The organism is Pseudonocardia sp. 2-7, assembly GCF_056341085.1.
On sequence record NZ_CP094507.1, the window covers coordinates 247,608 to 273,664 of the forward strand.

The window sequence follows — 26,057 nt, forward strand, 5'->3', positions numbered from 1 at the left end:
TCCCACCGTCCTCCGGAGGTCCCCCGTGTCCCCGATCCCGCGCCGCCGGCTCCTCGCCGGCGCCGGTGCCGCCGTGGCCTGCTGCGCCGCGGGCTGCGCCACCTACGGAACCCCGCGCGACACGGCACCCGCCGCGCCCGCACCGACCACCCCCGCCCCCGCGGCGGCCGCCCCGAGCAGCAGCGCCGCCGCGGCACCGGCCGGCATCGCCGCCGTCGACGACGTCCCGGTCGGCGGCGGCCGGGTCTTCGCCGAGCAGAAGGTCGTCGTGACCCGCCCGGACGCGGACACCGTCCTGGCGTTCGACGCGACCTGCCCGCACCAGGGCTGCCTCGTCGACCAGGTCTCCCCGGCCGGCATCTCCTGTCCCTGCCACGGCAGCCTGTTCGCCGTCTCCGACGGGGCCCCGCTCGACGGCCCCGCCCGGGCCCCGCTCACCGCGCGACCGGTGCGGGTCGAGGGAGGGCAGGTGGTCCTGGCCTGACCGGCAGCCCGCGGGACCGGCCCCGGCCCGGCGGACCCACACCGTCGTGATCGTCGCGGGTCGGAGCTCTGTCTGCGCGTTCGCGTTCGCGTTCGCCCAGGAGAGCGGCCGCCCGCTGAGAGCCCCGCGGGCGAACGACGGACTCGGCTGGTCCCGACGGCCGAACGCATTCCCATCCGTCGCGCTCGCGGGTCCGTCTACCGGTCGGGGTCTCAGCTCGCGAACAGCGGCCCCCGTCGGTCCGTAGCGTGCGGTCCGCACCGGTTCCGTGGCCGCTCCCCGACTTCCGCGCCGCGCGACACGTCGCCGGATCCGGCGACGCTCCCCGTCGCCGGCCCCGCGCGTCCTGGCCGCGGTGCCGGAGGACCGCCGTGCCCGGGACCTCGACCCCGGGCACGGCGGTGCACACCGCTGACGGAAGGCCCCCCATGAGCACGTCCGAGACCCGTACCGACACCCCCGCCGCCCGCGTGCCCGCCCCGCGTCGTGCCGACCGCGGCGAGCGCTGGACCGAACGGCTGGGCTGGGAGGAGTCCCCGGCCCGGGGGTCCCGGGTCAGCCGAGGGTGAACGGGTCGCGGGTGCCGCCGGACAGCTCCACCCACACCGACTTGTTCTCCAGGTACTCCTCGACGGCCGCGACGCCGTTCTCCCGGCCGAGCCCGGAGTGCCCGAACCCGCCGAACGGGACGCTCGGCGCCACCACCCGGTAGGCGTTGATCCACACCGTGCCGGCCCGGATCCGTCCGGCGACGCGGTGTGCCCGGTGCACGTCCTTCGTCCACACCGCGCCGGCCAGGCCGTACGGGGTGTCGTTGGCCAGCTTCACGGCCTCGTCCTCGTCGGTGAAGGTGAGCGCCGCGAGCACCGGGCCGAACACCTCCTCCCGGTAGACCGTGGACTCGGGCGTCACCCCGGTGATCACGGTCGGCTGCACGAAGTAGCCGCCCAGCCCGGACTCCGCGGCCCCGCCGTAGGCGACGGTGTTGCCCTCCGCCTTCGCCGTCTCCAGGTAGCCGAGGACCTTCTCGTACTGCGGCCCGTTCGCAACCGGACCCATCTCGGTGTCCTCGGCGTTCGGGTCGCCGAGCGTGATCGTCGCCGCGCGCTCGGCGATGAGCCGGACGAGCTCGTCGTGGACGTCGGCGTGCACGATCAGCCGCGACCCCGCCATGCAGGTCTGGCCGGTCGCGGCGAACACGCCGGCGATGATCCCGTTCGCGGCCGACTCCAGGTCGGCGTCGGGGAACACGACCTGCGGGGACTTGCCGCCCAGCTCCAGGGTGACCTTGTTCAGGTTCGCAGCGGCCGCCTTCGCGATCGACCGACCGGTCGCGGTGGAGCCGGTGAACGCGACCTTGTCGACGCCCGGGTGACCGGCCAGGTGCGCGGCGGTGTCCCGGTCGTTCGTGGTGACGACGTTGACCACACCGGCCGGGATCCCGGCCTTCTCGATCAGTTGGGCCCACCTGAGCGTCGAGGCGGGCGAGTGCTCCGACGGCTTCACGACGATCGTGCAGCCCGCGGCCAGCGCGGGCGCGACCTTCCAGGTCATCAGCAGCAGCGGGGAGTTCCACGGCGTGATCGCCGCGACGACGCCGACCGGCTCCTTGCGCGTGTAGACCAGGTAGTTCGGGTTCGGCGCGGGGATCTGGCGGCCCTCGATCGTCGGGGCGATCCCGGCGTAGTAGTGGTACCAGCCCCCCAGCCCGTTGAGCTGGCCGATCATCTCCCGGTACAGCTTCCCGGAGTCGTTGACCTCGGTCCGGGCCAGCGCCTCGGCGTTCTCGGTGATCAGGTCGCCCAGCCGGCGCAGGCAGGCGGCGCGGGCGAACGGGGTCATCGCGCCCCACTCGCCGTCGAGCGCGGTGCGGGCGGCGGCGACGGCGGTGTCGACGTCGTCGGGGCCGCAGTCCGGCACGGTCGCCCACGGCGCTCCGGTGAACGGGTTCTGCGTCTCGAAGGTGCGGCCGGACGCCGCGTCGGACGGCTTCCCGCCGATGAGCATCCTGAAGGTCTCGAGCTCGGCCATGGACGGTCCTCTCTCCAGCGGCTCCGACGGCGCACGTCCTCGCCGGTGACCCTACGAACCCGGGCCGCGATCCGCAGCCGGTGCAGGATGGGCACATGGCACTCGATCTGCACCATGTCGTGGACGGTCCGGCCGACGGACCGGCCGTGCTGTTCGGCCCGTCGCTGGGGACCGACCTGCACCTGTTCGACGCCCAGGTGGCGGCCCTGTCCGACCGCTTCCGCTGCGTCCGGTTCGACCTGCCCGGCCACGGCGACTCGGCCCCCGTCACCGGTGACCTCACGATCTCCGAGCTCGGCCGCGGCGCGCTCGCCGCCGCCGACGCCGCCGGGATCGGGGACTTCCACTACGTCGGCGTCTCGATCGGCGGGGCGATCGGCCAGTGGCTCGGCGTGCACGGCGGGGAGCGGGTGCGCAGCATCGCGGTCCTGGCGACGGCGGCGCGCTTCCCGAACCCGGACTCGTGGCCGCAGCGCGCGGCGACCGTGCGGGCCGACGGCACGGCCGCGATGGTCGGTTCCCGGCCCGGGACCTGGTACGTCGAGACCTGGGCGCAGCGAGACCCGGCCGGTGAGCAGCGCCTGCTGGACATGCTGCGCGCCGCGGACGACGAGAGCTACGCCGCCTGCTGCGCCGCCATCGGCGCCTTCGACATCCGCGCCGAGCTGAATGCGGTGTCGGTGCCGGCGCTCGTCGTGGCGGGGGCGGACGATCCGGCGACGCCGCCGTCGTCGCTGCACGAGATCGCCGACGCGATCCCCGGCGCCCGCTACGCCGAGGTCGCCGACTCGGCACACCTGCTGAACTACGAGCGCCCCGACGAGGTGAACGCCCTGCTCACCGAGCACCTGCCCGGCAGCTGACGTCGATCAGTACCTGAGCGCGGTCCCGACCGGGGCGCACCGCGCTCAGGTACTGATCGACACGGCGAGGCCGGGGTGTCAGGGCGTCCGGGTGGCGCGGCGGGCGCGGTAGGCGGCGACGTGCGCGCGGTTCGCGCAGTTGCCGGTGTCGCAGAACCGCTTGGACCGGTTGCGGGACAGGTCGACCAGCACGGCGTCGCAGTCCTCGGCGGCGCAGCGACGCAGCCGGGACAGGTCGTCGCCGCGCACCAGGTCGACGACCGACATCGCGATCTCCGCGCCCATCCGGTCCGCGAGCGGCGCGTCCTGGGGCGTGACGTGCAGGTGCCAGTCCCAGCCGTCGTGCCGCGCGAGGTGGGGGCGCGCGTCGGTCTCGGCGAGGATCGCGTTGACCAGCGTGACGGTGCCGTCGCGATCGGGGCCGTCGTCGTCGCCGTGGGCGGGCCACAGTCCGGCCAGCCGCTCGCGGAGCGTACGGACGGCCCGGCGCTCGTCGTCGGAGCCGGCGCGGCGCCCCGAGTACGGCTGCTCGGCCAGCCACGCCGCGAAGCCCGGCACGTCGTCGAGCGGGTCCGGCTCGGCCCGACGGGTGTTCACCAGCGCCGCGGCCGCCGCGAGCAGCACCTGGGTGTCATGGGCGAATTCCATGTTGACCCCTGACATGGTCGGTTCCTAGTGTCAGGAGTCTATGGGTACTTCGGTCGTGACACGGGATCACATGGTCCGCGGGCTGATGTGGGCGCTGGTCTCGGCCGCCGCGTACGGCTTCTCCGGGCCGCTCGGCGCGGCGTTCCTGGAGGCGGGCTGGTCGCCCGGACTCACGACGCTGCTGCGCATCGCGGGCGCCGCCGTCCTGCTGCTCCCGGTGACGGTCGTGATGCTGCGCCGGCACCCGCTGAGCACGCCGGACGCCCGCAAGGTCCTGCTCTTCGGCCTCGCCGCCGTCGCCGGTGTCCAGCTGTGCTTCTTCCAGGCGCTGCAGCACCTGTCGGTGGGCGTCGCGCTGCTGCTGGAGTTCCTCGCGCCCGTGCTGCTCGTCGGCTGGACCTGGGTGCGGACCCGGCGCGCGCCGGCGGCGGTGACGCTCGTCGGCTGCCTGGTCTCGCTCGCCGGACTCGTGCTGGTCGTCGACCCGTTCGGGCCCCAGCGCGTCGACCTGACGGGAATCCTGTGGGGTCTCGGCGCGGCGGTGTGCGTCTGCGTCTACTTCCTGCTGCCCGGCGGCGGCGAGGGCGGCGTCCCGCCGCTGCTGATGATCTCCGGGGCGATGGTCGTGGGCGCGGTGACGCTCACCGTGACCGGTCTGCTGGGCATCACGCCGTGGCGGGTGGGGGAGTCCAGCGGCCGGCTGGCGGGCGTCGACGTGCCCTGGCCGGTGCTGCTGGGGATGCTCGTCGTGCTCGCGACGGCGCTGCCGTACCTCACGGGGATCATCGCCATCCGCCGGCTCGACACGCGCGTCGCGTCGTTCGTGGGGCTGTCCGAGGTGATGTTCGGTGTGCTGGCGGCCTGGGTGCTGATCGCTCAGGTGCCGACCCTGGTCCAGGTGGGTGGTGGGGTGCTGATCCTCGGGGGGATCGTGCTGATCCGGCGGGCGGAGAACCGGGTCGCGGCGACGCCGGGTGAGATCGCCACCCAGGGTTGAGCTCGGGCCGGAGTCGTTGGCAGCTATAGCGTGACGCGCTATAATTGTGCGGTGCTGCGGTCGTTCAACGGGAGCCTCACCGAGGAGATCTGGAACGGATGCAGGCCTCGGCGGTTCGACCCGAAGCTGGCCCGTGTCGCGCTGCGCAAGCTGACCGTGCTGCACGCCGCGGTCACGCTCGGGGACCTGACGAGTCCCCCGGGGAACCGGCTCGAAGCATTGCGGGGTGATCGGGCCGGGCAGCACAGCATCCGCATCAACGACCAGTGGCGGATCTGTTTCCACTGGACCGAGGCGGGCCCCGAGGACGTCGAAATCGTGGACTACCACTGAGGAGGAGATCGTGGACGAGTTGGCACCGGTCACTCCTGGCGAGATCCTCGCCGAGGAGTACCTCGAACCCCTGGGGCTGAGCCAGAACGCGCTGGCCAAGGCCATTCATGTCGACCCCATGCGTATCAACCGCATCCTGCGCGGCAGTCAGGCCATCACCGCGGACACCGCGCTGAGGCTGGGGCGCTATTTCGGGACGACCGCGCAGTTCTGGCTCAACCTGCAGGACAACTACGACTTGCGGACGGCGGAGCGGTCCGTCGACCTGACCACGATCATGCCACGGGCGAGTGCCTGAGTTCGCGCCTCGCGCGGTCAGGTCTCGAAGCCCGGGGGGCAGCATCCTGACGCGGCGGGCGTGGCCGCGCCTCGTCGGGACTCTCGCGATCGGATGACGCACCCTTCGAACGGGCTGTCGACTCCGTTCCGATGACTGGACGGGAGCTGTACCGGCTGTGAGTGACGGAGTGGTCTAGCGGCCGATCTCGTAAGTCAAGCGGTAGAACGAGCCGGTGACCGTCGCTGCCGCCGTGCCCGCCGACGGGTGTACACGATCTTCGTGGGAGGGTGATCACACTCCGAATTTTGCCTTTCGGCAGGTCAGGAGAGGGCCCCGCAAGACGTGTGCGGGCATGAACAGTAGAGGTCGAGCGTGTCGAACCCAGGCCACGAGGGCCCGCAGCGCGAATCCGGCTCGCAGTTCGTCACTAGCTCTTTCTGTATGGGCGGTGAGTGTGTCGCGGTCGCGGCAACGTCCGAGGGCGTTGTCGTCCGCTCGACGACGACGGGGGCAGAGGTCGGCTTCTCCGACTCGGAGTGGGTCGCATTCGTCGCCGGGGTCCGGAACGCCGAATTCGATCTGAGTCGCCTGCGTAGTTGATCCGATCACGCTTCCAGGTGATCTAGCAGCCTCTGTCGCGTGGCGTCGACGTCGAGCGCGCTCGGAAGAACGTTCTTCCAGACGTTCTCGTACTCGGCTACGTCGGCTGCAGTGTCATAGTACGAATCTCTCTCGGTGCTCTCGACGTTGATGACCGGCCAGTCGGTCGTCGGGTCTCGCGGATCGAAGATCGAGAACGTGCTGACGGCGCGAGTCCACCCGGCCGAGAACGGGAGGATCTGGAGCTTCACGTTCGACTGCGCGCTGCGGCGGAGGAGGAGGGCGATCTGATCGCGCATGATGGTTGGATCCGTCACCCGATGCAGGGCGACCTCGTCGAGGACGACGTGCAGTTCCAGTGGGGGTGCGTCGGTTCGATCGAGATTGATGACGTTCTGTCTACGCATCCGGACCTCGACGATTCGATCTATCTCGGCTCTGGGTAGATCGAGCTGACCTGATCCGAGGAGGCTCCGTGCGTAGGCCTCGGTCTGCAGGAGTCCGGCCATCGGCATCGCAAAGGTCCGCTTCCTCCGAGCCTCCGTCTCGAGGGACAGCAGCTGATCCAGATTTCCACCTGCGACGTTCGTCGCCAGGGGCTGCCACCACGCAGGCGACTTGGCTTCGCCGGCCCACTCCAGGATGCGCTCGCTCTCCGCGGGGGAGGCCTTGTAGATCGTCAGCAGATCCCGTATGTCCCGGAACTTGGGTTCAACCTGCCCGGTCTCGATCCGGGACAGCTTGGACGGTGAGATCTCCATCTGCTTGGCGACTGGCGCGAGTTGAAGATTACGAGCCATGCGGAGTTGTTTCAGAGCGTGACCGAGCCGCTTGCGGACGACTATCGGACCGTGCGTCACGGTCATGTCACGACCTCCTCAGCGCGAACCTGAGCTGAGAGTAGTACTCGGACGCCGCCGCCGGATGCAATTGCAGGACTGATTTTGCATCTGGTCTGGTGCAGGCAGTCGTTCGCGTCGCATACTCGCCTTTCACCTGGGAGGGCGGCCACCCCGCCCGACGAACGGGGGTGCGAGATGTTCCGACGACGCATGATTCGCACGTACGGGCACGTATCGACCGTCCGGGGGTGGTCGGGATGATCACTTGGCTGATCCTCGTCGGGGGTGTGCTGCTGCTTCTCTGGTTCGCCGTCCTCATCGGGACGCAGATGGACACCGAGGCCCAGCGAAGGGTCTGGGCTCAGGTTGCGGCTGAGCGTCGGCGTAGGTCGGAGGCAGAGCAGGACGGATTGTGTGCGACCTGCCCGTTCCGCGACACCGGTCGTGCCTGATCGGTCGGGCATGTCTGCCAGCAGGGGAGAGCACCGTGATGCAGGTCGTCGACCACGAGCCGCACGCCTGGTTCCTCCTGCACGACGGCGCCCGGAGCTACCTGGACGTGAACTGCTCGGACGGCCCCGTCGGGTACTCGGTGCTCTTGGAGCTCGCGGAGGACGAGCAGCGCGCCCTCGGCGAGGGCGGACACGGCTATCTGGACGACCTCGCCGCAGCCGTCGCCCAGCGTGTCCGCTCGCCGTACCGGGACCGCGACCTGACGCGCGTCCGCGGGCGGGAGGTGACCGAGGCCGTCGCCGCGTGGCGTTCCGGCGGCGTGACGGACTGAGCCGCGCCGCCGGAGGGCCGCGGCCTCAGCCCGCGGCGACCGCCTGCTGGAGAGCCTGCGCGGTCGCGTCGACCTGGGTGCCGTCGACCTTCACGGTCGGGGTGCCGGAGACCCCGTCGCGCAGCGACTGCTGGGTGATCTGGCCGACCCACGGGGCGTAGCGCTGGTCGTCGACGCACTGGGCGAAGTCGCCGCCCGCGCCGACCTTCTGCCCGAGCGCGACCAGCTGCTCGTTCGGGAGCCCGGCGCCGCCCTCGGCGGGCTGGTTGTCGTAGAGCTCCTTCTCGAACTGCGGGAACACCCCGGCCGCGGCGGCGCATCCGGCCGCGGCGCCCGCACGGGTCGAGTACCGGGTCGACGACGCCCGGTCCAGGATGGCGATCGGGTGGTAGACGATCTTCGCCTGGCCGGAGGACACGATCTGGTCGAGCGTCTGCCCGGCCTGTGCCTCGAACTGCCTGCAGATCGGGCACTGGAAGTCGAGGTAGATGTCGATCGTCTTCGGGGCCGCCTCGTTGCCGACGGTCACGCCCTGCGCGGACGCGTTCGCCGGGACCGCGATCCCGCCGCCAGAGTTCTTCCAGTAGACGCCGACACCGACGACCGCGGCGAAGGCCACCACGACGATCAGCGCGATCACCGTGAACTGCGACGGTCCCTCCTTCGCGGTGAGCGGGTTCTTCGCCGCCGCCTTCCGCTTCCCGGTGGCCATCAGGGTTCCTCCTCGGACGTCCGCGTACCCCCACTCCCGACGACCAGTTGTACGCCCTGTCGCCCCGCAACGGTTCGGCGGGGCGCCGGTCCGCCGCAGGTCAGGGGCCCGGGTGGCGGATCTTCGATCGCGTGTAGAACCATGGGGTTGTGAGTACCGACAGCGCCGTGGACCGGACCCTGGGGGAGACGGACGTCCGTACGGTCGAGCTCAAGATCGACGGCATGACCTGCGCGGCCTGCGTCGGACGGGTCGAGCGCAAGCTCGGCAAGCTCGACGGCGTCGACGCGACCGTCAACCTCGCCACCGAGCGCGCGCTGGTCCGGTACCCGTCGGCGACCCCGGTCTCGACCCTGGTCGAGACGGTCCGCAAGGCCGGCTACGGCGCCACCGAGATCCGCCCGACCGACACCGGCGACGAGGCCACCTCCGACGACTCCGCGCTGCGACGGCTGCGGACCCGGATGGCCGTCGCGCTCATCCTGTTCATCCCGCTGGCCGACCTGTCGCTGGCGATGTCGCTGGTCCCGTCGCTGCGCTTCCCGTACTGGCAGTGGGTGGTCGTCGCGCTGGCGCTGCCCGTCGTCGGCTGGGCGGCGTGGCCGTTCCACCGCACCGCCGTGCTGAACCTGCGCCACGGGACGACGTCGATGGACACCCTCGTCTCGCTCGGCGTGATCTCGGCGTCGGCCTGGTCGCTGGGGGAGATGGCCTTCCTCGACACCCGCCAGACCCTCACCGGGTGGGACGCGGTGCTGCACCCCTCCGGCCCGCTCTACCTCGAGGTCGCCGCCGGGGTCACGACGTTCGTGCTGGCCGGGCGGTACTTCGAGGCCCGCGCCCGCCGTACCGCCGGGCGTGTCATGCGCTCGCTCGCCGCGCTGGAGACCGACGAGGTCACCGTCCTGTCCGGGGGGACGGAGTCCCGCATCCCCGTGCGACGGCTGCGGGTCGGCGACCGCTTCCTGGCGCGGCCGGGCGAGCGGGTCGCCGCCGACGGCGTCGTCGAGACCGGGCGGGCCGCCGTCGACACGAGTGCGATGACCGGCGAGCCGGTCCCGGTCGAGGTCGGGCCGGGCGACGCCGTCACCGGCGGCACGATCGCCTCGGGCGGGCGGCTGGTCGTCGTCGCCGAGCAGGTCGGCGCGGACACCCGGCTCGCGCGGATGATCGCGGCCGTCGAGCGGGCGCAGACCGAGAAGTCCGCGACGCAGCGGCTGGTCGACCGGGTGTCGTCGGTGTTCGTGCCGGTGGTGCTGGCACTGGCGCTGCTCACCCTCGGGGGCTGGCTGCTGGCCGGCGCCGGCTGGGCCGGCGCGCTGGCGCCCGCGATCGCCGTGGTGATCATCGCCTGCCCCTGCGCGCTGGGGCTGGCGACGCCGACCGCGCTGATGGTCGCGACCGGCCGCGGCGCCGAGCTGGGGATCTTCGTGAAGGGGCACCGGGCGCTGGAGACCACCCGGGCCGCCGACACCGTCGTCCTGGACAAGACCGGCACGCTGACGACCGGGCGGATGGCCGTGGTCGAGGTCGCCGCCCTCCCGGGTACGGACGCGGCGCAGGTGCTGGCCCGCGCCGCCGCGGTCGAGAGCGGGTCCGAACACGCCATCGCCGCCGCGATCCGGGCCCACGCCGGGCCGGACGTCCCGGCGGTGGAGGACTTCGTCGCGCTGCCCGGGCTCGGCGCCCGCGGCACCGTCGACGGCCGCACCGTCTCCGTCGGGCGACCTCCGGAGGACACGGACGCGCTCGCGCCGCGGCTCGTGGAGTGGGAGGCGGCCGGGCACACCGTCGTCGCCGTGCACGTCGACGACGCCCTCGCCGGGCTGGTCGCGCTGGCCGACCCGGTGAAGGAGTCCGCACCGGTCGCGGTGGCCGAGCTCGTCGCGATGGGGCTCCGCCCGGTGCTGCTGACCGGTGACCGGCCCGCCGCGGCGCACGCCGTCGCCCGGGCCTGCGGGATCACCGAGGTCGTCGCCGGGGCGCTGCCCGACGGCAAGGTCGACCAGGTCCGTGCGCTGCAGGCGCAGGGCCGCACCGTCGCCATGGTCGGCGACGGCGTGAACGACGCCGCCGCGCTCGCCGCGGCCGACCTGGGCATCGCCGTCGGCTCGGGCACCGACGTCGCCCTGGAGGCCGCCGACGTCGTGCTCGTGCGCGACGACCTGCGCGTGCTCCCGGCGACCGTCGAGCTCGCCCGCGCCACGATGGGCACCATCCGCGGGAACCTGTGGTGGGCGTTCGGCTATAACACCGCGGCGATCCCCATCGCGATGGCGGGCCTGCTGAACCCCCTGCTCGCCGGGGCCGCGATGGCGCTGTCGTCGTTCCTGGTGGTCACCAACAGCCTGCGGCTGCGAAAGGCGGCGAGCTGGGCCGACGGCACCCTCGGCGGGACGCGCACCCCGGTCGGCGAGGAGTCGACCGACTACGTGGAGCCCACGGTCCACACCCCCTGACCGGTCTCCACACCCGTCGCAGCGGGTGTGGACGACCGCCGGAGGGTGTGGACGGGCGTGGTCGCCGGAATACGGCGACCCGTCCCGCGGCTGATCCGGGGGTGACCGCACCCCTGCCCGATGCGATCGACACCCGTCTCGACCGGATGCTGGCCGGCATGGAGTGGGAGCTGCAACGGTCCCGCCGGTCCCGGGTGACCGACGGCGCGACGGCCACGCTGCTCCGCGACGCCGCCGGGTTCGTCTTCCTGCACGACGGCCGCGCCTCGGTCCGCACGACGACCGGCTGCTGGACGGCCGTCGCGGCGGGGGACCTCGTCCTGGTCCCGCGGCCGGGGGACCTGACGTTCCGCGGCGAGGACGGGGCGGACCTCACCGCCGTCGTGTTCGCCGGTGCCCCGGCCCGCCCCCGCGACGAGGGCATGCTCCCGCCCGCACTCGTCGCCCGCGCGTTCGGGCCCGCCGAGCCCGGCATGGCGACGCTCGTCCGCGGGATGGAGTGCGGGTGGAGCACCGTCGGCGGGCGGGTCCGCAGCGGCGACACCGTGATCTGCAGCCGGATCGCCACCACGATCGCCGTGACCGCGGTGCGGATGTGGGTCGAGCAGCAGCCGGCCGGTACCGACCGGTGGCTCGCCTCGGCGCTCGACCCCCGTATCGCCCGCGCCCTGCACGCCATCCACACCGACCCGGCCCGCCCCCGAGATGGCCCGGGAGGCGACCATGTCGCAGGCGGTCTTCGCGGCCCGCTTCGCCGAGGTCATCGGCCGGACCCCGGCGGACTACCTGGCCGCCACCCGGGTCGACGCCGGCCGGGCGCTGCTGGCCGACGGCAGCGCCACGGTCGCCGAGGTCGCCCACCGGGTGGGCTACCGCTCCGAGCTCGGGTTCGCCCGGGCGTTCCGCCGGGAGTCCGGGATGTCGCCGTCCCGGTGGCGCTCGTCGGTCCGGTCCTCGCCCGCGCCGTAGGGCGGGTCCTGCGGGGCGGAGCCGAAGGTCAGGCCGCCGACCGCGGCCGCGACGGCCGCACCGGCGAGGGTCGCGCGCACCCCGAGGCCGTCCACGAGGAGCCCGCCGGCGGCGGCCCCGATCGTGATGGCGAGCTGGAACCCGGCGACGAGCAGGCCGCCCCCGGCCTCCATGCGGGTCGGCGCGACCCGGGCGATCCAGGTCGTGACCACCGTCAGCCACGCCCCGAACGACAGCCCCCAGACGGCCACGCCGACGACGACCACCGGCAGCGCCGCCGGGAACGCGGCGACCGCGGCGACGCCGGCCGCGAGCGTCGCCGGGACCGCGAAGCGCACGACCCGCAGGTGGCGGTCCACCACCAGCCCGACGACGACGTTCCCCACCACGCCGCCCGCGCCGAACACCGCGAGCAGCACGGCCACCCCGCCGGCGTCGAGACCCGGAACGGTCCCGAGTGCCGGGCGGATGTAGGTGAACGCGGCGAAGTGCCCCAGGACGGTGAGCACGTGGCCGGTGAGCCCGCGCCCGATGCCGGGCGCCCGCAGGGTGTCGAGCAGCGGACGGAGACCGTCCGAGGCGTCCGGGGCCACGGCCGGGAGCGCCGACCGGATCGCGACCGCGGTGACCGCGGACAGCACGGCGACGCCGACGAACACGGCCCGCCACCCGGCCACCGACCCGAGCAGGACGGCCAGCGGCACCCCCGCCACCGTCGCGACGGTCGTCCCGGTGTTCACGAGCATCACCGCGCGGCCGAGCCGCCCGGGCGTGCTCAGCCGGGCCGCGACGGCCAGCGACATCGCCCAGAACCCGCCGATCGCGGCCCCGAGGAGCAGCCGCGCCAGGAGCAGCACGACGAAGTTCGGCGCCACCGCGACCGCCAGGTTGGAGGCCGCGGCGGCCGCGGCGAGCGCGGTCAGCAGGGCCCGGCGGTCGAGCCGGGGCAGCAGCACCCCGATCGTCGGGGCGACGAGGAGCCCGACGAACGCCGTCGCCGACACGGCCTGCCCGGCCTGGCCCTCGGTGATCCCGAGCGCGGCGGCCATCGGGGTCAGCAGGCCGGGCGGGAGGAACTCGGCGAGGACGAGCACGAAGCTCGTCATCGCCATCACGGCGACCGCGCCCCAGGCGGTGCGTCCGGGGCGGGCCGTCGGTACGAGGGTGTCGGTCATGCCCCCAGGTTTCGCTCCGGAACGGTCGTCGGCCCATCGGATCGTCCGGCGGAGCAGACCGAGCGTCCGGATCCGGATCGTGGTCGACGCAGGCGATCTTCGAGCCGGAGCGCACGGTACCGACCCTTTCGCCAGAATTGAGTATCCGAACGGGCGAGTCGAAATAAGTCCGTTCGGCCCAGCGACACGGTGGTCGTGACCACCTCGCACCGCCCGCAGCAGGGCGCACCCACGTCCCCGTCCGTGCAGCCCGGCCACCCCGCCGGCCCGCAGTGGCACCAGTCCGGCCCCGTGCCGCGGCAGCAGTGGTACGGCGCTCCGGCGGCTGCCGTCCCCCCGCAGTGGACCCCTCCGGCCGGCACCGGCCCGCAGCCGAACCTCTGGGGCGCGGTGCCCGTCCCCGCGCCCCGGAACGGTCTGGGCATCGCTGCGCTCTGCCTCGGCATCGTCGGCCTGCTGTTCGGCCTGGTCCCGTTCACGGGCTTCATCGCGTTCGCTCTCGGCGCAGTCGGGGTGATCCTCGGCCTCGTCGGTTTCGGTCGTGCACGTCGCCGGAGCGCGACCAATCTGAAGACCTCGGTCGCCGGTACCGCGCTCTCGGCGATCGCGATCGCCCTGGGGGTCTGGGGCATGGTGATCGTGTTCACCGGTCTGAACCAGCTGTCCGAGGACCTGAGTGCACTCTCGGCGCCGCCGGCGCCGGTCACGGCCTCCGGGACGGGGGCCACACCGACCGACGTGTCGACCCCGTACACGGTGGGGCCCGCGAGCTATCGGCTCGAGATCACCGGTGACGCGAAGAAGATGATGGTCGGCTACGGCACGGACAGCGCCACCAGCTCGTCGTCGGACTACCAGACGCTGCCATGGAGCAAGACCGTCGAGGTGAGCGGCGAGTACGGGTTCGCCCACGTCAACGCCAGCAGCTTCGGTCCGGGTTCCATCACCTGCACCATCACCGAGGTGGCGACCGGGCAGGTCGTTGACACGAAGACCTCGACTTCCCTCGACGACAGCGAGTACAGCTCGGCGAACGTCGACTGCGACACCATGGGCTGACCCCGAACCGCTCTCGCACCGTGCCCGGCCCGAGGTGGTCACGTACGACCCGTGCCGGACACAAGGGGAGCCCCACCGGGACGCCGGCGGGGCTCCCCTTGTGTCCGGTCCAGGACTACGTTGCGGCTGTGAGCAGCTACGTCGTCGAGCGCCGGACCGTCGTCGACGCCCCCGCGCACCGGATCCACGACCTGGTCGCCGACCTCCACGCCTGGCGGTCCTGGTCGCCGTGGGAGGACCTCGACCCGGCCCTGGAACGCCGCTACGACGGTGCCGAGCGCGGCACCGGCGCCCGCTACTCCTGGTCGGGGAACCGGAAGGCCGGCCGCGGCACGATGGAGGTCGTCGGCGACACCCCGGAGCGGATCGAGATCCTCGTGAGCTTCGAGAAGCCGTTCCGTTCCACCAGTACCTCCGCGTTCCTGCTGGCCCCGGCCGGTGCCGGGACCGAGGTCGTCTGGCGGATGACGGGTGAGCAGTCCGGGGTGGCCGCGCTGGTCGGCCGGATCGTGCCGATGGACCGGCTGCTCGGCGGGGACCTCGAGAAGTGCCTGACCCGGCTGAGGGCGACCGCCGCGACGGCGTGAGCGCGACCGGCGCTCAGCCGCCCCGGCGCATCTGCTCCAGCATCGCGTTGTAGGCCTTCAGCTCGGCGTCGTCGTCCCGCTCGGCCTGCCGGTCCTTGCGGGCCGCCTCCCGGGAGTCGTCGCGCGACCACTGCACCACCAGCGTGACCATCACCAGCAGCATCGGGATCTCGCCCGTCGCCCAGGCGATGCCGCCGCCGGTGCGCTGGTCGTCGAGCAGGTCCAGCCACGGCAGCCCGACCTGGCGGTAGAAGTTCTCCCCGAGCACCGTCGAGGAGCTCATCACCGCGACGCCGAAGAACGCGTGGAACGGCATCGTCGCGAGCATGACCGCGAGCCGCCCCAGGTGCGGCAGCCGGTGCGGGGCGGCGTCGACGCCGATCAGCGGCCAGAAGAACAGGTAGCCGACCAGCACGAAGTGCAGGTTCATCAGCTGGTGGGTCCAGTGGAACCGCAGCGCCCCGTCGAACAGCGGGGTGAAGTACAGGACGTAGAACGAGCCGACGAACAGCACCGCCGCGAACGCCGGGTGGGTCATGACCTTCGCGACGCGCGAGTGCACCGCGGCGAGCAGCCACTCGCGCGGGCCGGGTGGGTTGCCGCGGCCCGCCGGGCGCAGCACCCGCAGCGCGAGCGTGACCGCGCCGCCGAGGCTCAGCAGGATCGGCGCGAGCATGTTCAGGGTCATGTGGCTGATCATGTGGACGCTGAACATGGACGGGGAGTAGAAGCCCAGCCCCGACGACGTCGCCAGCAGCAGCGTCGCGCAGCCCAGCAGCCAGGCGACGGTGCGCCCGACCGGCCACACCACCCCGCGGGACGCGAGCAGGCGCACGGCCACCAGGTACAGCCCGGCCAGCACCAGCGCACCGGTGCCGAACAGCAGGTTCCAGCGCCAGTCGGTCAGTACCGCGAGCGCGGAGAACGGCCGGTCGATGTCCCAGCCGATCAGGGTCTGCAGCGCCGAGTCGTCGGCGACGACGAACCGCGGCGGCACCAGCCGGATGCTCGCGACGCCCAGTGTCGCCACCACCGCCCCCAGCACCGCGACCACCGGCAGCAGCCGGCCCGGCGCCGGTCCGCCCGGGGCGGTGACGAGTCCGCGGACCAGCAGCGCGGTCAGCGGGACCAGGGCCGCGAGCAGGACCGCGACGGCCACGGCGACCTGCACGTAGGCCGACCCGCCGAGCGGACCGGCGTCGGTCACCACCAGCTGGAAGACGATCTCACCGGCCAGGTACACGACCCCGCCGACGGCGAGCAGCCCGCGGACCCGGCCCGCGGTCCGTCCCTCGACGACGCCGCCGTGAGCGCGGAACGCGACCAGCGCGGCGACCAGCCCGAGCCAGGCGGTCCCGGCGACGGCGCGCAGCACGTTCGCATCGCCGCTCCAGTCGTGCCCGGCCCCGGTCGCGGCCGGGTGGACCGCGGCGGGCACCGCCATCGCGCACGCGGCGACCAGCCCGAGCGCGGCGACGGCCTTCCAGCTCAGCGAGAACGCCGACCCGAGCGCGACGAGCAGCAGCAGCGCCCCGGCGAGCGCCCAGCCCAGCGGCTCCTCGATCGTCGCGGCGGCGCCGAGCCACCCGAACGGGCCCACCGACGCCAGGACGCCGGGGGAGTTGCCGGTCATGTCGGCCACCGACAGCCAGCCCGCGGCGATCGCCGACACCCCGGCGACGGTGGCGGCCAGGGTGCCCCGGCGCAGCGCGCGGTAGCCGTGGACGTCGACCGTCCCGGACCCCTGTGGCGCCGCGACCAGGCCGCCGACCAGCAGCGACCCGGCGGCGAGCGCGGTCGCGGCGACGGCCAGGACCTTCGCGACGACCGTCGCGGCCTTCAGGCCCGGCTCGGGCACCGGCAGCCCGCTCTGCCGCCAGAAGCCGTCGTCGCCGATCGAGACGGCGACCGCGACGCCGGCGCACAGCAGCACCAGGGCGACCGTGAGCGCGGTCAGGAGGGCACGGCGGTCGCGCCGCGCCGGCACCGCCGGTGCGGGCTGCGCACCACCGGCCGCATCGGTCGTCGCCTGCTCCGTGCTCGCGCTCACCGAGAACCCCTCCGCAGGTGGTCACCGGGCACGTACCGCGCCCGTGTCACCTCCGATGGTCCCCGTCCGGCCCGGCGCGCGCCGCACCGGGTCGGACGGGTCACGTCAGTTCCCGGTGATCCCGGACCACCAGCGCTGGATCGACTCCCAGAAACCCTGCGCGTCCTGACCGATCTGGCCGGGGTCGGGCAGGTTCGACGGCAGCGACGGCAGCTCGCTCGGCAGCGACGGCAGGTTCGACGGGAGAGAGGGCAGACCCGACGGCAGACCCGGGATGTTGCTCGGCAGCTGGATGCCGCCGTCGTTCTCGCTTGTCGGGGCCTCGGTCGTCGTCTCGGTGGTGGGCGGTGCGCTGGTCTCGGTGGTCGGCGGGGCCTGGGTGTCGGAGTCGCCGTTGCCGAACAGCAGGAACCCGAGGAGCAGCACCAGCAGCGCGACGACGAGCGCGCCGATCGCGATCCACTTGCCGATCCCCGACGAGCCGAGGTCACGCGGTTCGGGCTCTGGCTCCGGCGCGACGACCGGCGGAGCGACGGCGGCCGGCTCGGAGAGGATCTCGGCGACGCGGCGGGCGTCCGGGCGTCGCTGCGGGTCGGTCGCGGTGGACCGGTCGATCGCCGTCCGCACCGGTTCGGGCACGTCCGCGGGCACCACCGGGGCGCGGTTCACGCGCTCGGCGGCGCCCTGCAGCCCCTGGCCCTGGTACTCCTGCCGCCCGGTCCAGGCCTCCAGCAGCACGAGGCCGAGCGCGTACACGTCGGTCGGCGGCCCGACCGGTCGGCCCTGGACCTGCTCCGGCGACAAATACGCCGGCGTCCCGATGATCTCGCCGGCCGCGGTGTGGCCGTCGGCGCCGAGCAGGGCGGCGATGCCGAAGTCGGCGAGCCGGGCCCGGCCGTCGGAGTCGACGAGGATGTTCGACGGCTTGATGTCGCGGTGCGTGACGCCCTGCGAGTGGACGTAGGCCAGGGTCTGGGCGACCTCGGTGCCGATCCGGCGGATGTCCTCGGGCGGCAGGTCCTCGCGGGCGATGACGTCCTTGAGCGTGGGCCCGTCGACGAGCTCCATGACCAGGTAGGCGCGGTCGGCCTCGACGGCGAAGTCGTGCACCGCGACCAGCCCCGGGTGGCGCAGGTTCGCCATGACCTGCGCCTCCTGCTCGAAGCGCTGGTCCGCGCTCGGGTCGTCGGCCGCACCGAAGATCTTCACCGCGACCGGCCGGTTGAGCCGGGTGTCGGTGGCCCGGTGCACGTCGGACATCCCGCCCTGGCCGAGCAGCCCCTCCAGCCGGTACCGGCCGCCGAGCAGCTCGGGCTCGGTGATGGGGGCGGGCATCATCCGGGTCGCGTCCGGGCGCGACGGGCGCGGCGCGCCGTGGGCGGCGGTCGGCGGGGCGCCGAGGTGGTGGGTCGGGGCTTCTCCGGGCCCGAGGCGCCGGGTGCCGTCCGCGGGGGTACCGGGCCCACCGGGGCCCGGGCGGCCGGGCCCGGGGGGCGGGCCGACCCGGCGGGTGGCGTCCGGGGCGTTGCTGCGGGTCGCCGGGTCGTCGTCGGCGCGGCGCGGCGTGGGCCGGGCCCCGCCGACGCGCCGGGTGGGGTCGGGCCCGGGGCCGCCCGGCGGCCGCTGCCGGCGGTTCCCCGTCCGCCACGGGTCGGACGCATCCCTGCGGGTGCGCTCCGGATCGTCGCCGCGGGTCACGGGCCCTCCCGGTCTGCTGGTACAGCCGGGCCGCGGGCGCGTGCACCGGCCGTCCGCCGTCGTGGCGGACCTCCTGGCGGCGACCGTACCGTCCGGAACCGGTCACCCCGGTGGACGGCACGCTGCCACCACCCGGTGATCCTCCCGCCCCGGAGCCCTCAGCGCGCCGTGACCGGTGTGCGCAGGTCGGCCGCGGGGAACGGGGGCCGGTCGTCGAGACGGACCGACAGCTTCCCGGCGGCCCGCCAGGCACGGGCGGTCAGGTCGCGGTCCTCGTCGGTCACGAGGTTGCCCATCACCCGCAGCGCGACGGTCATCAGCGCCCGCGACCGCATCCCGACCGGCCCGGCCAGCGGCAGCAGCCGCGGGATCGTGATGAGCCCGGCGAGCCGCCGCGCGATCGAGAACGCCAGGCCGTAGTGCGAGCGCAGGGTGGCGGGCCAGGCGCGGTCCAGGTCGGCGCCCGACGCGAGCAGCTCCGCGACCAGCCGGCCGGTCTCCAGGCCGTAGTCGATGCCCTCCCCGTTGAGCGGGTTCACGCAGCCCGCCGCGTCGCCGACCAGCGCCCAGTTCGGCCCGGCGACGCCGGACACCGCCCCGCCCATCGGCAGCAGCGCGGAGCGGACCAGCTCGACCTCCGGGCCGAGCTCCCACTCGGCGCGGCGCGCGTTCGCGTAGTGGTCGATCAGGCCGCGCAGCTTGATGTTCGCCGGGCGCCGGTCGGTGGCCAGGGTGCCGACGCCGATGTTGACCCGGCCGTCGTTCAGCGGGAACAGCCAGCCGTACCCGGCCAGGACCTCGTCGGCCTCGCCACGCAGCTCCAGGTGCGAGCTGATCCACGGGTCGTCGTGCCGGCCGGAGCTGACGTAGCCACGGGCGGCGACGCCGTAGGCGGTGTCCTGGTGCCACTCCCGGCCCAGCACCCGCCCGAGCGTGGAGCGCGCCCCGTCGGCGACGACGAGTCTGCGGCACCGGACGGAGCGGCCGTCGTCGAACAGCACGGAGTCGACCCGGCCCCCGGCGAACGTCACGTCGACGGCCTTGGCGCCCTCCATCGGGGTCGCGCCGGCCTCCAGGGCGACCCGGCGGATGCCCGCGTCGAGCTCGGTGCGCGGGATCGCCGAGCCGTGCGCCGGCAGCGACCCGCCCGGCCACGGCAGCTCCAGGACCTGCCCGAACCCGTGCGCGCGCAGCCCCTGGTTGGTGCCGTGCGAGTCGACCCAGCCACCGAGGCCCAGGTGCCCCAGCTCGGCGATCGCGCGCGGGGTCAGCCCGTCACCGCAGGCCTTGTCGCGGGGGAAGGTGGCGGAGTCGGCGAGGACGACGTCGAGCCCGTGCCGGGCCGCCCACGCCGCCGCCGCCGACCCGGCCGGTCCCGCCCCGACGACGAGCACGTCGGTGGAGTCCGGAGTGGTGGCGGGCGGGACGGGGCCGGTGCTCATGACCCCAGTGTCGCAACCCGGCCGGGCGGCCGCCGCCGAGCGTGCCCCCGGTCATGACCGGGGCCGCTACCGTGGCACCCGTGATCGGACCGCAGACACAGGACCCGGCCCGGCTCGACGCCGTCCGGGTGGTGGCGGCCCGGGTACCGGGACTGACGCTCCTGCTCCTGCACGGGTCGCGCAGCCGCGGTCAGGAGCATGCCGGGTCGGACTGGGACCTGGGCTATCGCGGCGACGCCGACCCGGCCACGCTGCTCGACGCGGTCGCGTCGGCGCTGGGTACGGACGCCGTCGACCTCGTCGACCTCGACCGGGCCACCGCGCTGCTCCGGTACGAGGCAGCCCGCGACGGCGTCGCCCTGTACACGTCCGGCGACGCGTATCGCGACTTCGTGCTGGAGGCCACCCGCTTCTGGTGCGACGCCGGTCCCGTGATCCGGCGTGCTCAGCAGGACGTCCTCGCGGGGCTCGGGCGGTGAGCGGGGCGATCCGGCCGGAACTGCTCGCCGAGCGCGCGGCGACGGTCCGCCGGCACCTCGACCGTGTGCGGGACCGGCTGCCGTCGGACCCGGACGGGCTGGCCCCGATGACCGACGCGACCGACGCCGTCGTCCTGCACCTGTGGCAGGCCATCCAGGTCGTCATCGACATGGCGGTGTCGGCCTGCGTCACATCGGGGCTCGGCTCGCCGCCCACCTACGGTGACGCGTTCCGCCTGCTCGGGAGGCACGGCGTCGTCGAGACCGGACTGGCGGACCGGCTGGCCAGGGCGGCCGCGTTCCGCAACCTACTGGTCCACGCCTACGGCGAGCTCGACCTGCGCCGGGTCCACACCATCGCTTCGCAGGGCCCTGCCGACCTGCTCGCGTTCCTGGCGGCGCTGCGCGACGCGTGAACTCCGGTCACGACCGGGTCAGGTGCCAGAGGATCACGTCGTGGGCGTGGCGGGCCTTGTCGTCGCCGCGGAAGGCCACCTCGTGCACGGCCGCCCCGACGGTGATCGCGATCTGGCTGGAGCTCGCGAACCGGCCCAGCAGGTTCCGGTCGGCGACGAACGACACCGAGGAGATCCGGCCGTAGGGGATCGAGGTGATCGCGGTGCGCTTGCCGACGAAGGAGTTGTCCTGCAGGACCGCCCGCAGGTCGGTGAGTCCGAGGAAGCCGGTGCCGGCACCGATCGCGTCGTAGACGGCGATGATCCGCTCGCCCTCCAGCAGGCCGGCGGCGACCTTGTCGAGCTGATCGCGCTTGTCGAAGACGGGTTCGCTCATGGCTCCGATACTGCCCGGCGGGCGAGCAGTGTCCGCACCGTCCAGACCAGCGCGGAGACGGCGAACAGCACGACGGTCAGCCACACCCACCGCATCCGGTAGGGCTCCTGGTCCAGCCCGGTCGCGTTCAGCGTGCTCAGCGCGCCCTGCCGGATGATCCCGGGCAGGAACATCAGCAGCGCGAGCCCGGAGCCGAGCACCGGGATCCGCACGTGGTTGACCAGCGGCACCCGGGTGCGGGGCAGCGCGAGCAGCAGCAGCCGGTCCCCGGCGGCGTAGAGCGGGAACAGCACGAGGTCGTGCAGCAGGACCGCGCCGGCGAACCACCAGGCCATCGTGACCAGGTCCGGGGACCCGCCGACGATCGCGTACACCGCCCACCCGGCGAGCGCGAAGCAGCCGAGGGCGGCGAGCAGGCGGCTACCGAGGAGCAGCACGGGAGAACCCGATCGTCGCGACCCACTTGGTGTTGTGCACCCCGGGGAGCGCCGGGACGATCAGCCGCGCCGGGTACCCGTGGTCGGGTGACAGCTCGGCGCCGTTGACCCGCAGCGCGAGCAGCGAGTCCGGCGACAGCGTCTGGCCGCGGTTGAGCAGCGAGCGGGCGAACGGACTCCCCACCTCGACCGACCGCACCTCCGCGGTCTCCGGGTCGGTCACGCCCGCGGCGCGGGCCAGGTCGGTCAGCCGCACCCCCGTCCACACCTGCGAGGTCGACCAGCCCTCGACGCAGGCGATCGGCAGCTCCGCGGTGTGCTGCGGCAGCGCGGCCAGCGCTGCCCGGTCGAGCACCACCGGTGCCGTGCCGCCGGTCAAGGTCAGCGTCCAGGCGCTCCCGACCGCGGCCGGGGCGATGCCGGACGCGACGAACGTGCGGTTGACCGGGAAGTCGTTCGGGCCGCCCCGCTCGGTGCTGTCGGGCGCCGTCGTCCGGCCCCGGGGCAGCAGCAGCGCCGTCGACCGGAGCCGGTCGGTGAACTGTCCGACGGTCAGCGCCGCGACGAACAGCATCCCGCCGCCGACCAGGGCGAGCGCGCCGCGCCGCGACATCGTCGGGGGGTCCGGGTCCGGCGCGACCAGCGGGTGTGCCGGCTCGGGCCGGGTGGCGGCGAGCGGCGTGGCCAGCTCGGTGCGCAGCGATCGGCCCCGCAGCGAGCGGACCATCGTCGGGAGCTTCGTGACCACGTGCAGCGCGAACGAGGCCAGGAACACCCAGGCCGCGGCGTAGTGGCCGTCGTAGAACGAGAAGCCGAAGACGTAGTCGTACTGGACGTTCAGCAGGCCGGTGACGATCAGGAACAGGATCGAGCCGACCAGCAGCACCAGTGACAGCCGTTCCAGGAACGTCACCGGGTTGCGTTCGGGTGCGGTGAACAGCTTCGGGATGACCGACCACAGCTTCGCCAGGACCAGCGGCACCAGCACGATCCCGAGCCCGACGTGCAGGCCCTCGGTGAGCCGGAACAGCCAGGCCGGTGACGCGGGCCAGTCCCACCACGGCAGCTGCAGCCCGCCGACGGCGTCGGCGGCCGGGATGGCCTGTTCCCGGCCGTAGGCGAGCCGGTCGAGCAGCCCGGTGAACGCCACGACCGGCAGTCCCACCAGCAGCGGCAGCGCGAACATCGAGGTCAGCCAGGGGCCCCGGATCGGGCTGCGCCACCGCACCACGCGCCTCACGGCCCGGTCAGCTCCAGGAACACCCGGGCGCCGAGGTGCACGTCGGTCACCCGCAGACCGGCACGCCCGGCCGTCACGGCGAGGGGCACCGCGCCCTGCGCGGCCCACGGGATCGGCTCGCCCGCACCGCTGCCGCACAGCACCCGGGCGGTACCGCGCCACGCGTGTTCGGGGCGCGGGTCGGCCTCCACCAGCACCGTCCCGCCGTGGGCGAGCAGCCGCGCGGCGCGGGTGAGCAGGGCGACCGGGTCGCCGCCGATGCCGATGTTGCCGTCGGCGAGCAGCACGTGGGACCAGCTGCCCTCGCCGGGCAGCGGGCCGAACAGGTCGGCCTGGACCATCGCGACGCTGCGGCGGCGGCACAGGACCCGGGAGACGGCGGAACCGTCGACGCCGAGGGCGGCGATCCCGCGCGCGGCGAGCGCGACGAGCAGCCGGCCGGGCCCGCAGCCGAGGTCGAGGGTGGGGCCCGCGCAGTGGCGCAGCAGCCAGTCGTCGCAGCCACCGGCGGCGTCGGCCCAGCGGCCGACGTCCAGCGCGATCTCGGTGCCGTCGTCGCAGAGCAGGCGGGAGGGGGCGCCGGACAACGGCATGTCGAAGCCCTCGGCGGTCACGGTCACACCGACACCTCCGGACATCGCAGCCTGAGCTCGGCGACGGCGCGGGCGAAGCGGCTCCCCGGGACCTGCGCGGCGACGGCGACGGCCTCCGCCCCCGTGTCGACGTCGGTCAGCGGCTCGGTGAGGGCCACCCGCAGGCCGGCGGCCCGCAGCGCGTCCAGCGTCCGGTCGCCGGTCTCGGCGGTCGACATCGGCACGCCGTGCAGCGCGGCGGCGGCGAGCGGGTCGCGCAGGCCCAGCACCCACCAGCCGCCGTCGGTCGCGGGGCCGAGGACGGCGTCCACACCCGGTTCGGCGAGCCGGTCCGCACAGTGGGACAGCAGCTCGGCCGTGGCCTGCGGGGTGTCCATCCCGACCTGCAGGGTGGGGCGGCCCGGGTGCAGCGCGGCGGCGTCGGCGTGCGCGGCGGCGATCCGCGCGGCGAGCCCCTCCCCGCGCTGCGTGACGACGGCGAGCCCGTCCAGCGCGGCGGCCAGATCGGCCGCGCCGACGGCGGCGGCCCGGTCCCCGGTCAGCGCGACGACGGTGTCCCCGGCCACCCCGGCGGCGGCGTCGAGGGTGTCGAGCAGCGCCGCCGAGGCGATCGCCGCGGCGAGCTCGGGCGTCGCGGGCGGGCACAGCCTCGTCTTGACCCGGCCCGGCTCGGGTGCCTTCGCGAGGACGACGGTGGTGACGGGGCCGGTCATCGCAGCAGCCGGATCATGTCGCGCCCGGCCCGGACGGTGCCCTTGACCGAGCCGGAGACCTTGGACCGCCCGCCGGCACGCCGGGAGTAGGCGACCGGGATCTCGTCGAACCGCCAGGCCGCCCGGCCCGCCCGCAGCAGCAGCTCCAGCGGGTAGCCGAACGCCCGGTCCTCGATCCGCAGGTCCAGCAGCGCCTGCCGGCGTGCGACCCGGATCGGGGCGATGTCGTGCACCGGGACCCCTCGGGTCCGCAGCATCCCGGCGATCACCGCGTTCGCCGCGCGGGCGTGCCAGGGCCACACACCGACCGTGTCGGGGACCCGCCGTCCGACGGCGATGTCGGCGCGGCCGGACGCGACGGTCTCGGCCATGCCGGGCAGCACGTCGGCGTCGAGGGAGCCGTCGCCGTCGAGGAAGGCCACGAGCTCACCGCTGGCCGCCTCCAGCCCGGCGTGCACGGCCGCGCCGTAGCCGCGACGCGGTTCGACGACCACCCGCGCCCCGTGCCCGCGCGCGACGGCCGCGGTGTCGTCGGTCGACCCGTTGTCGACGACGATCACCGGCCAGTCGTCGGGCATCCGCTTCAGGACATACGGCAGCGCCTCCGCCTCGTCGAGGCACGGCAGGACGATCTCCGGGTGCACGTCGCGATCTTCACCTCTCCGCCGGTCCACCGCCCGCCGAATGCGGGAGGGTCCCGCAGGAGGTTCGAACGGCGCCCCTCAGCGGTTCGTGGTGATCGGTGAACGGAGCGGGTCGGTCGCGAACGCCGTCACCCCGTCGGCGAAGGTGGTCCGGGCGCGGAAGCCCAGCCGGGCCGCCGCGTAGGCCGGATCGGCGACGACGTGGCGCACGTCGCCGGGCCGGGCGCCGCCGATGATCTCGGGCTCGGGGCCGTCCATCGCGCGGGCCAGCTCGGCGGCGAGGTCGCCGATGGTGTGCGGCTCGCCGGAGCAGACGTTCGCGGCGCCGAAGCCGGTCGGCTCCGGGTCGGCGACGAGTGCGGCGGCGTTGGCGGCCGCGACGTCGGTGACGTGCACGAAGTCCCGGCGCTGCCGGCCGTCCTCCATCACCCGCGGCGCCTCACCGCGCTCCAGCGCGGACCGGAAGATCGACGCGACGCCCGCGTACGGGGTGTCGCGGGGCATCCGCGGGCCGTAGACGTTGTGGTAGCGCAGCGACCACACCGTCCCGCCGGTCTGGCGGGCCCAGGCGCTCGCGAGGTGCTCCTGGGCGAGCTTGGTGGCGGCGTAGGTGCTGCGCGGGTCGACCGGCGCGGACTCCGGGACGAGGCCGGACTCGAGGTCCTTGCCGCACTCCGGGCAGCGGGGCTCGTAGCGTCCGGCGTCGATGTCGTCGAGCGCACGCGGCCCGGGCCGGACGACGCCGTGGCCGGGGCAGTCGTAGCGGCCCTCCCCGTAGACGACCATCGACCCGGCCAGCACGAGCCGGTCCACCTTCGCGGCGTGCATCTGCGCCAGCAGCACCGCGGTGCCGAGGTCGTTGTGGGAGGCGTAGTCGGGGGCGTCGGCGGGGGAGACACCGTGCCCGACCATGGCGGCCTGGTGGCAGACCGCGTCCACCCCCGGCAGGAGCCGGGACAGGGTGTCGGCGTCGCGCACGTCGCCGCGGACCAGCTCGTGGTCCAGCTCCGGGGCCTCGCCGCCGTGCGCCTGCGGCAGCAGTGCGTCGAACAGGACGACCTCGTGGCCGTCCGCGACGAAGCGGTCGGCGACGTGGGACCCGATGAATCCGGCACCGCCGGTGACGAGGACGCGCATGCCCGCAGA

29 protein-coding genes are annotated in these 26,057 nt (G+C 74.1%); 14 read left to right on the top strand and 15 right to left on the bottom strand.

The features are described from left to right. Positions 1 to 25: 25 nt before the first annotated feature. Positions 26 to 484 carry a Rieske (2Fe-2S) protein gene (locus tag MTO91_RS01235; protein WP_476653401.1) on the top strand — a complete coding sequence of 153 codons (459 nt, stop codon included), beginning with the start codon at positions 26 to 28 and terminating at the stop codon, positions 482 to 484. A gap of 428 nt (positions 485 to 912) precedes the next feature. Further along, the gene (locus MTO91_RS01240; RefSeq protein WP_253068195.1) at positions 913 to 1,053 is read left to right on the top strand and encodes a hypothetical protein; all 141 of its coding nucleotides are present in this window, start codon (positions 913 to 915) and stop codon (positions 1,051 to 1,053) included. Here MTO91_RS01240 and MTO91_RS01245 read toward each other — a convergent pair. Then, positions 1,040 to 2,515, bottom strand: a complete 1,476-nt coding sequence (locus tag MTO91_RS01245; protein WP_253068196.1) for an aldehyde dehydrogenase — start codon at positions 2,513 to 2,515, stop codon at positions 1,040 to 1,042. The genes MTO91_RS01240 and MTO91_RS01245 overlap by 14 nt on opposite strands. A 95-nt stretch (positions 2,516 to 2,610) precedes the next feature. Between MTO91_RS01245 and pcaD the strand changes: the two genes are divergently transcribed. Then, entirely contained in the window at positions 2,611 to 3,378 is a 768-nt protein-coding gene (gene pcaD, locus MTO91_RS01250; RefSeq protein WP_405420298.1) for a 3-oxoadipate enol-lactonase, read from the top strand. A gap of 78 nt (positions 3,379 to 3,456) precedes the next feature. Here the strand turns inward: pcaD and MTO91_RS01255 are convergent, their stop codons facing one another. Then, positions 3,457 to 4,026 carry a CGNR zinc finger domain-containing protein gene (locus tag MTO91_RS01255; RefSeq protein ID WP_178376746.1) on the bottom strand — a complete coding sequence of 190 codons (570 nt, stop codon included), beginning with the start codon at positions 4,024 to 4,026 and terminating at the stop codon, positions 3,457 to 3,459. 55 nt (positions 4,027 to 4,081) lie between these two features. Between MTO91_RS01255 and MTO91_RS01260 the strand changes: the two genes are divergently transcribed. The 4 genes from MTO91_RS01260 to MTO91_RS01275 all read left to right on the top strand — a co-directional run bounded on the left by MTO91_RS01260 (position 4,082) and on the right by MTO91_RS01275 (position 6,236). Next, positions 4,082 to 5,023 carry an EamA family transporter gene (locus tag MTO91_RS01260; RefSeq protein WP_476653403.1) on the top strand — a complete coding sequence of 314 codons (942 nt, stop codon included), beginning with the start codon at positions 4,082 to 4,084 and terminating at the stop codon, positions 5,021 to 5,023. A 51-nt stretch (positions 5,024 to 5,074) separates the two neighbouring features. Continuing rightward, positions 5,075 to 5,356 (top strand): type II toxin-antitoxin system RelE/ParE family toxin, encoded by a 282-nt coding sequence (locus MTO91_RS01265; RefSeq protein ID WP_476653405.1) that lies wholly within the window; start codon positions 5,075 to 5,077, stop codon positions 5,354 to 5,356. 10 nt (positions 5,357 to 5,366) lie between these two features. Then, a complete protein-coding gene (locus MTO91_RS01270; RefSeq protein ID WP_476653406.1) occupies positions 5,367 to 5,654 on the top strand; it encodes a HigA family addiction module antitoxin in 288 nt (95 codons plus the stop codon). A gap of 354 nt (positions 5,655 to 6,008) precedes the next feature. Continuing rightward, on the top strand, positions 6,009 to 6,236 hold the full coding sequence (locus MTO91_RS01275; RefSeq protein WP_476653408.1) for a DUF397 domain-containing protein: 228 nt from the start codon (positions 6,009 to 6,011) through the stop codon (positions 6,234 to 6,236). Positions 6,237 to 6,241: 5 nt separating this feature from the next. Here MTO91_RS01275 and MTO91_RS01280 read toward each other — a convergent pair whose 3' ends face one another. After that, on the bottom strand, positions 6,242 to 7,102 hold the full coding sequence (locus MTO91_RS01280; RefSeq protein WP_476653410.1) for a helix-turn-helix domain-containing protein: 861 nt from the start codon (positions 7,100 to 7,102) through the stop codon (positions 6,242 to 6,244). A 463-nt stretch (positions 7,103 to 7,565) separates the two neighbouring features. Here MTO91_RS01280 and MTO91_RS01285 point away from each other — a divergent pair, with 463 nt between their 5' ends. Next, positions 7,566 to 7,862, top strand: a complete 297-nt coding sequence (locus tag MTO91_RS01285; RefSeq protein WP_476653412.1) for a hypothetical protein — start codon at positions 7,566 to 7,568, stop codon at positions 7,860 to 7,862. Positions 7,863 to 7,887: 25 nt separating this feature from the next. Here the strand turns inward: MTO91_RS01285 and MTO91_RS01290 are convergent, their stop codons facing one another. After that, positions 7,888 to 8,574: a DsbA family protein gene (locus tag MTO91_RS01290; RefSeq protein WP_476653413.1), complete on the bottom strand. Its 687-nt coding sequence runs from the start codon at positions 8,572 to 8,574 to the stop codon at positions 7,888 to 7,890. Between the two features lie 149 nt (positions 8,575 to 8,723). Here MTO91_RS01290 and MTO91_RS01295 point away from each other — a divergent pair, with 149 nt between their 5' ends. Together MTO91_RS01295 and MTO91_RS01300 are read left to right on the top strand one after the other, a co-directional pair. Continuing rightward, positions 8,724 to 11,033 (top strand): heavy metal translocating P-type ATPase, encoded by a 2,310-nt coding sequence (locus tag MTO91_RS01295; protein ID WP_476653415.1) that lies wholly within the window; start codon positions 8,724 to 8,726, stop codon positions 11,031 to 11,033. Between the two features lie 723 nt (positions 11,034 to 11,756). Beyond that, a complete protein-coding gene (locus MTO91_RS01300; RefSeq protein ID WP_476653417.1) occupies positions 11,757 to 12,002 on the top strand; it encodes a helix-turn-helix domain-containing protein in 246 nt (81 codons plus the stop codon). Here MTO91_RS01300 and MTO91_RS01305 read toward each other — a convergent pair. Then, positions 11,903 to 13,177 carry an MFS transporter gene (locus MTO91_RS01305; protein ID WP_476653419.1) on the bottom strand — a complete coding sequence of 425 codons (1,275 nt, stop codon included), beginning with the start codon at positions 13,175 to 13,177 and terminating at the stop codon, positions 11,903 to 11,905. The genes MTO91_RS01300 and MTO91_RS01305 overlap by 100 nt on opposite strands. A 291-nt stretch (positions 13,178 to 13,468) precedes the next feature. Between MTO91_RS01305 and MTO91_RS01310 the strand changes: the two genes are divergently transcribed. Then, positions 13,469 to 14,236 carry a DUF4190 domain-containing protein gene (locus MTO91_RS01310; protein WP_476653421.1) on the top strand — a complete coding sequence of 256 codons (768 nt, stop codon included), beginning with the start codon at positions 13,469 to 13,471 and terminating at the stop codon, positions 14,234 to 14,236. Positions 14,237 to 14,364: 128 nt separating this feature from the next. Then, entirely contained in the window at positions 14,365 to 14,823 is a 459-nt protein-coding gene (locus tag MTO91_RS01315) for an SRPBCC family protein (protein ID WP_476653422.1), read from the top strand. Positions 14,824 to 14,836: 13 nt separating this feature from the next. On the opposite strand, the gene MTO91_RS01320 is transcribed toward MTO91_RS01315, so the two are convergent. From MTO91_RS01320 to MTO91_RS01330, 3 genes are all read right to left on the bottom strand, one after another. Continuing rightward, positions 14,837 to 16,873, bottom strand: coding sequence for a cytochrome c oxidase assembly protein (locus MTO91_RS01320; protein ID WP_476653424.1), 2,037 nt, complete (start codon positions 16,871 to 16,873; stop codon positions 14,837 to 14,839). Between the two features lie 105 nt (positions 16,874 to 16,978). After that, the gene (locus MTO91_RS01325) at positions 16,979 to 18,571 is read right to left on the bottom strand and encodes a serine/threonine-protein kinase (protein WP_476653425.1); all 1,593 of its coding nucleotides are present in this window, start codon (positions 18,569 to 18,571) and stop codon (positions 16,979 to 16,981) included. A gap of 158 nt (positions 18,572 to 18,729) precedes the next feature. Further along, positions 18,730 to 20,013 carry a geranylgeranyl reductase family protein gene (locus MTO91_RS01330; protein WP_251783131.1) on the bottom strand — a complete coding sequence of 428 codons (1,284 nt, stop codon included), beginning with the start codon at positions 20,011 to 20,013 and terminating at the stop codon, positions 18,730 to 18,732. Positions 20,014 to 20,093: 80 nt separating this feature from the next. On the opposite strand from MTO91_RS01330, the gene MTO91_RS01335 reads away from it, so the two are divergent. Together MTO91_RS01335 and hepT are read left to right on the top strand one after the other, a co-directional pair. Beyond that, positions 20,094 to 20,492: a nucleotidyltransferase family protein gene (locus MTO91_RS01335; RefSeq protein WP_073575716.1), complete on the top strand. Its 399-nt coding sequence runs from the start codon at positions 20,094 to 20,096 to the stop codon at positions 20,490 to 20,492. Next, entirely contained in the window at positions 20,489 to 20,908 is a 420-nt protein-coding gene (gene hepT / locus MTO91_RS01340) for a type VII toxin-antitoxin system HepT family RNase toxin (RefSeq protein WP_073575717.1), read from the top strand. Before MTO91_RS01335 ends, hepT begins: the two co-directional genes overlap by 4 nt. A 7-nt stretch (positions 20,909 to 20,915) precedes the next feature. Here hepT and MTO91_RS01345 read toward each other — a convergent pair whose 3' ends face one another. From MTO91_RS01345 to MTO91_RS01375, 7 genes are all read right to left on the bottom strand, one after another. Then, positions 20,916 to 21,284, bottom strand: a complete 369-nt coding sequence (locus tag MTO91_RS01345; protein ID WP_062399487.1) for a PH domain-containing protein — start codon at positions 21,282 to 21,284, stop codon at positions 20,916 to 20,918. After that, positions 21,281 to 21,721, bottom strand: coding sequence for a hypothetical protein (locus MTO91_RS01350; RefSeq protein ID WP_062399489.1), 441 nt, complete (start codon positions 21,719 to 21,721; stop codon positions 21,281 to 21,283). Before MTO91_RS01350 ends, MTO91_RS01345 begins: the two co-directional genes overlap by 4 nt. Further along, positions 21,705 to 22,961 carry a molybdopterin-dependent oxidoreductase gene (locus tag MTO91_RS01355; protein WP_253069313.1) on the bottom strand — a complete coding sequence of 419 codons (1,257 nt, stop codon included), beginning with the start codon at positions 22,959 to 22,961 and terminating at the stop codon, positions 21,705 to 21,707. The genes MTO91_RS01350 and MTO91_RS01355 overlap by 17 nt, the downstream gene beginning before the upstream one ends. Continuing rightward, positions 22,958 to 23,581, bottom strand: a complete 624-nt coding sequence (locus MTO91_RS01360; RefSeq protein ID WP_253069312.1) for a methyltransferase domain-containing protein — start codon at positions 23,579 to 23,581, stop codon at positions 22,958 to 22,960. Before MTO91_RS01360 ends, MTO91_RS01355 begins: the two co-directional genes overlap by 4 nt. Continuing rightward, a complete protein-coding gene (locus MTO91_RS01365; RefSeq protein WP_476653427.1) occupies positions 23,578 to 24,267 on the bottom strand; it encodes a TIGR04282 family arsenosugar biosynthesis glycosyltransferase in 690 nt (229 codons plus the stop codon). Before MTO91_RS01365 ends, MTO91_RS01360 begins: the two co-directional genes overlap by 4 nt. Next, positions 24,264 to 24,911, bottom strand: coding sequence for a glycosyltransferase family 2 protein (locus MTO91_RS01370; protein ID WP_476653429.1), 648 nt, complete (start codon positions 24,909 to 24,911; stop codon positions 24,264 to 24,266). The genes MTO91_RS01365 and MTO91_RS01370 overlap by 4 nt, the downstream gene beginning before the upstream one ends. Positions 24,912 to 24,989: 78 nt before the next feature. Then, on the bottom strand, positions 24,990 to 26,048 hold the full coding sequence (locus MTO91_RS01375) for an NAD-dependent epimerase/dehydratase family protein (protein WP_476653430.1): 1,059 nt from the start codon (positions 26,046 to 26,048) through the stop codon (positions 24,990 to 24,992). Between the last annotated feature and the right edge of the window lie 9 nt (positions 26,049 to 26,057).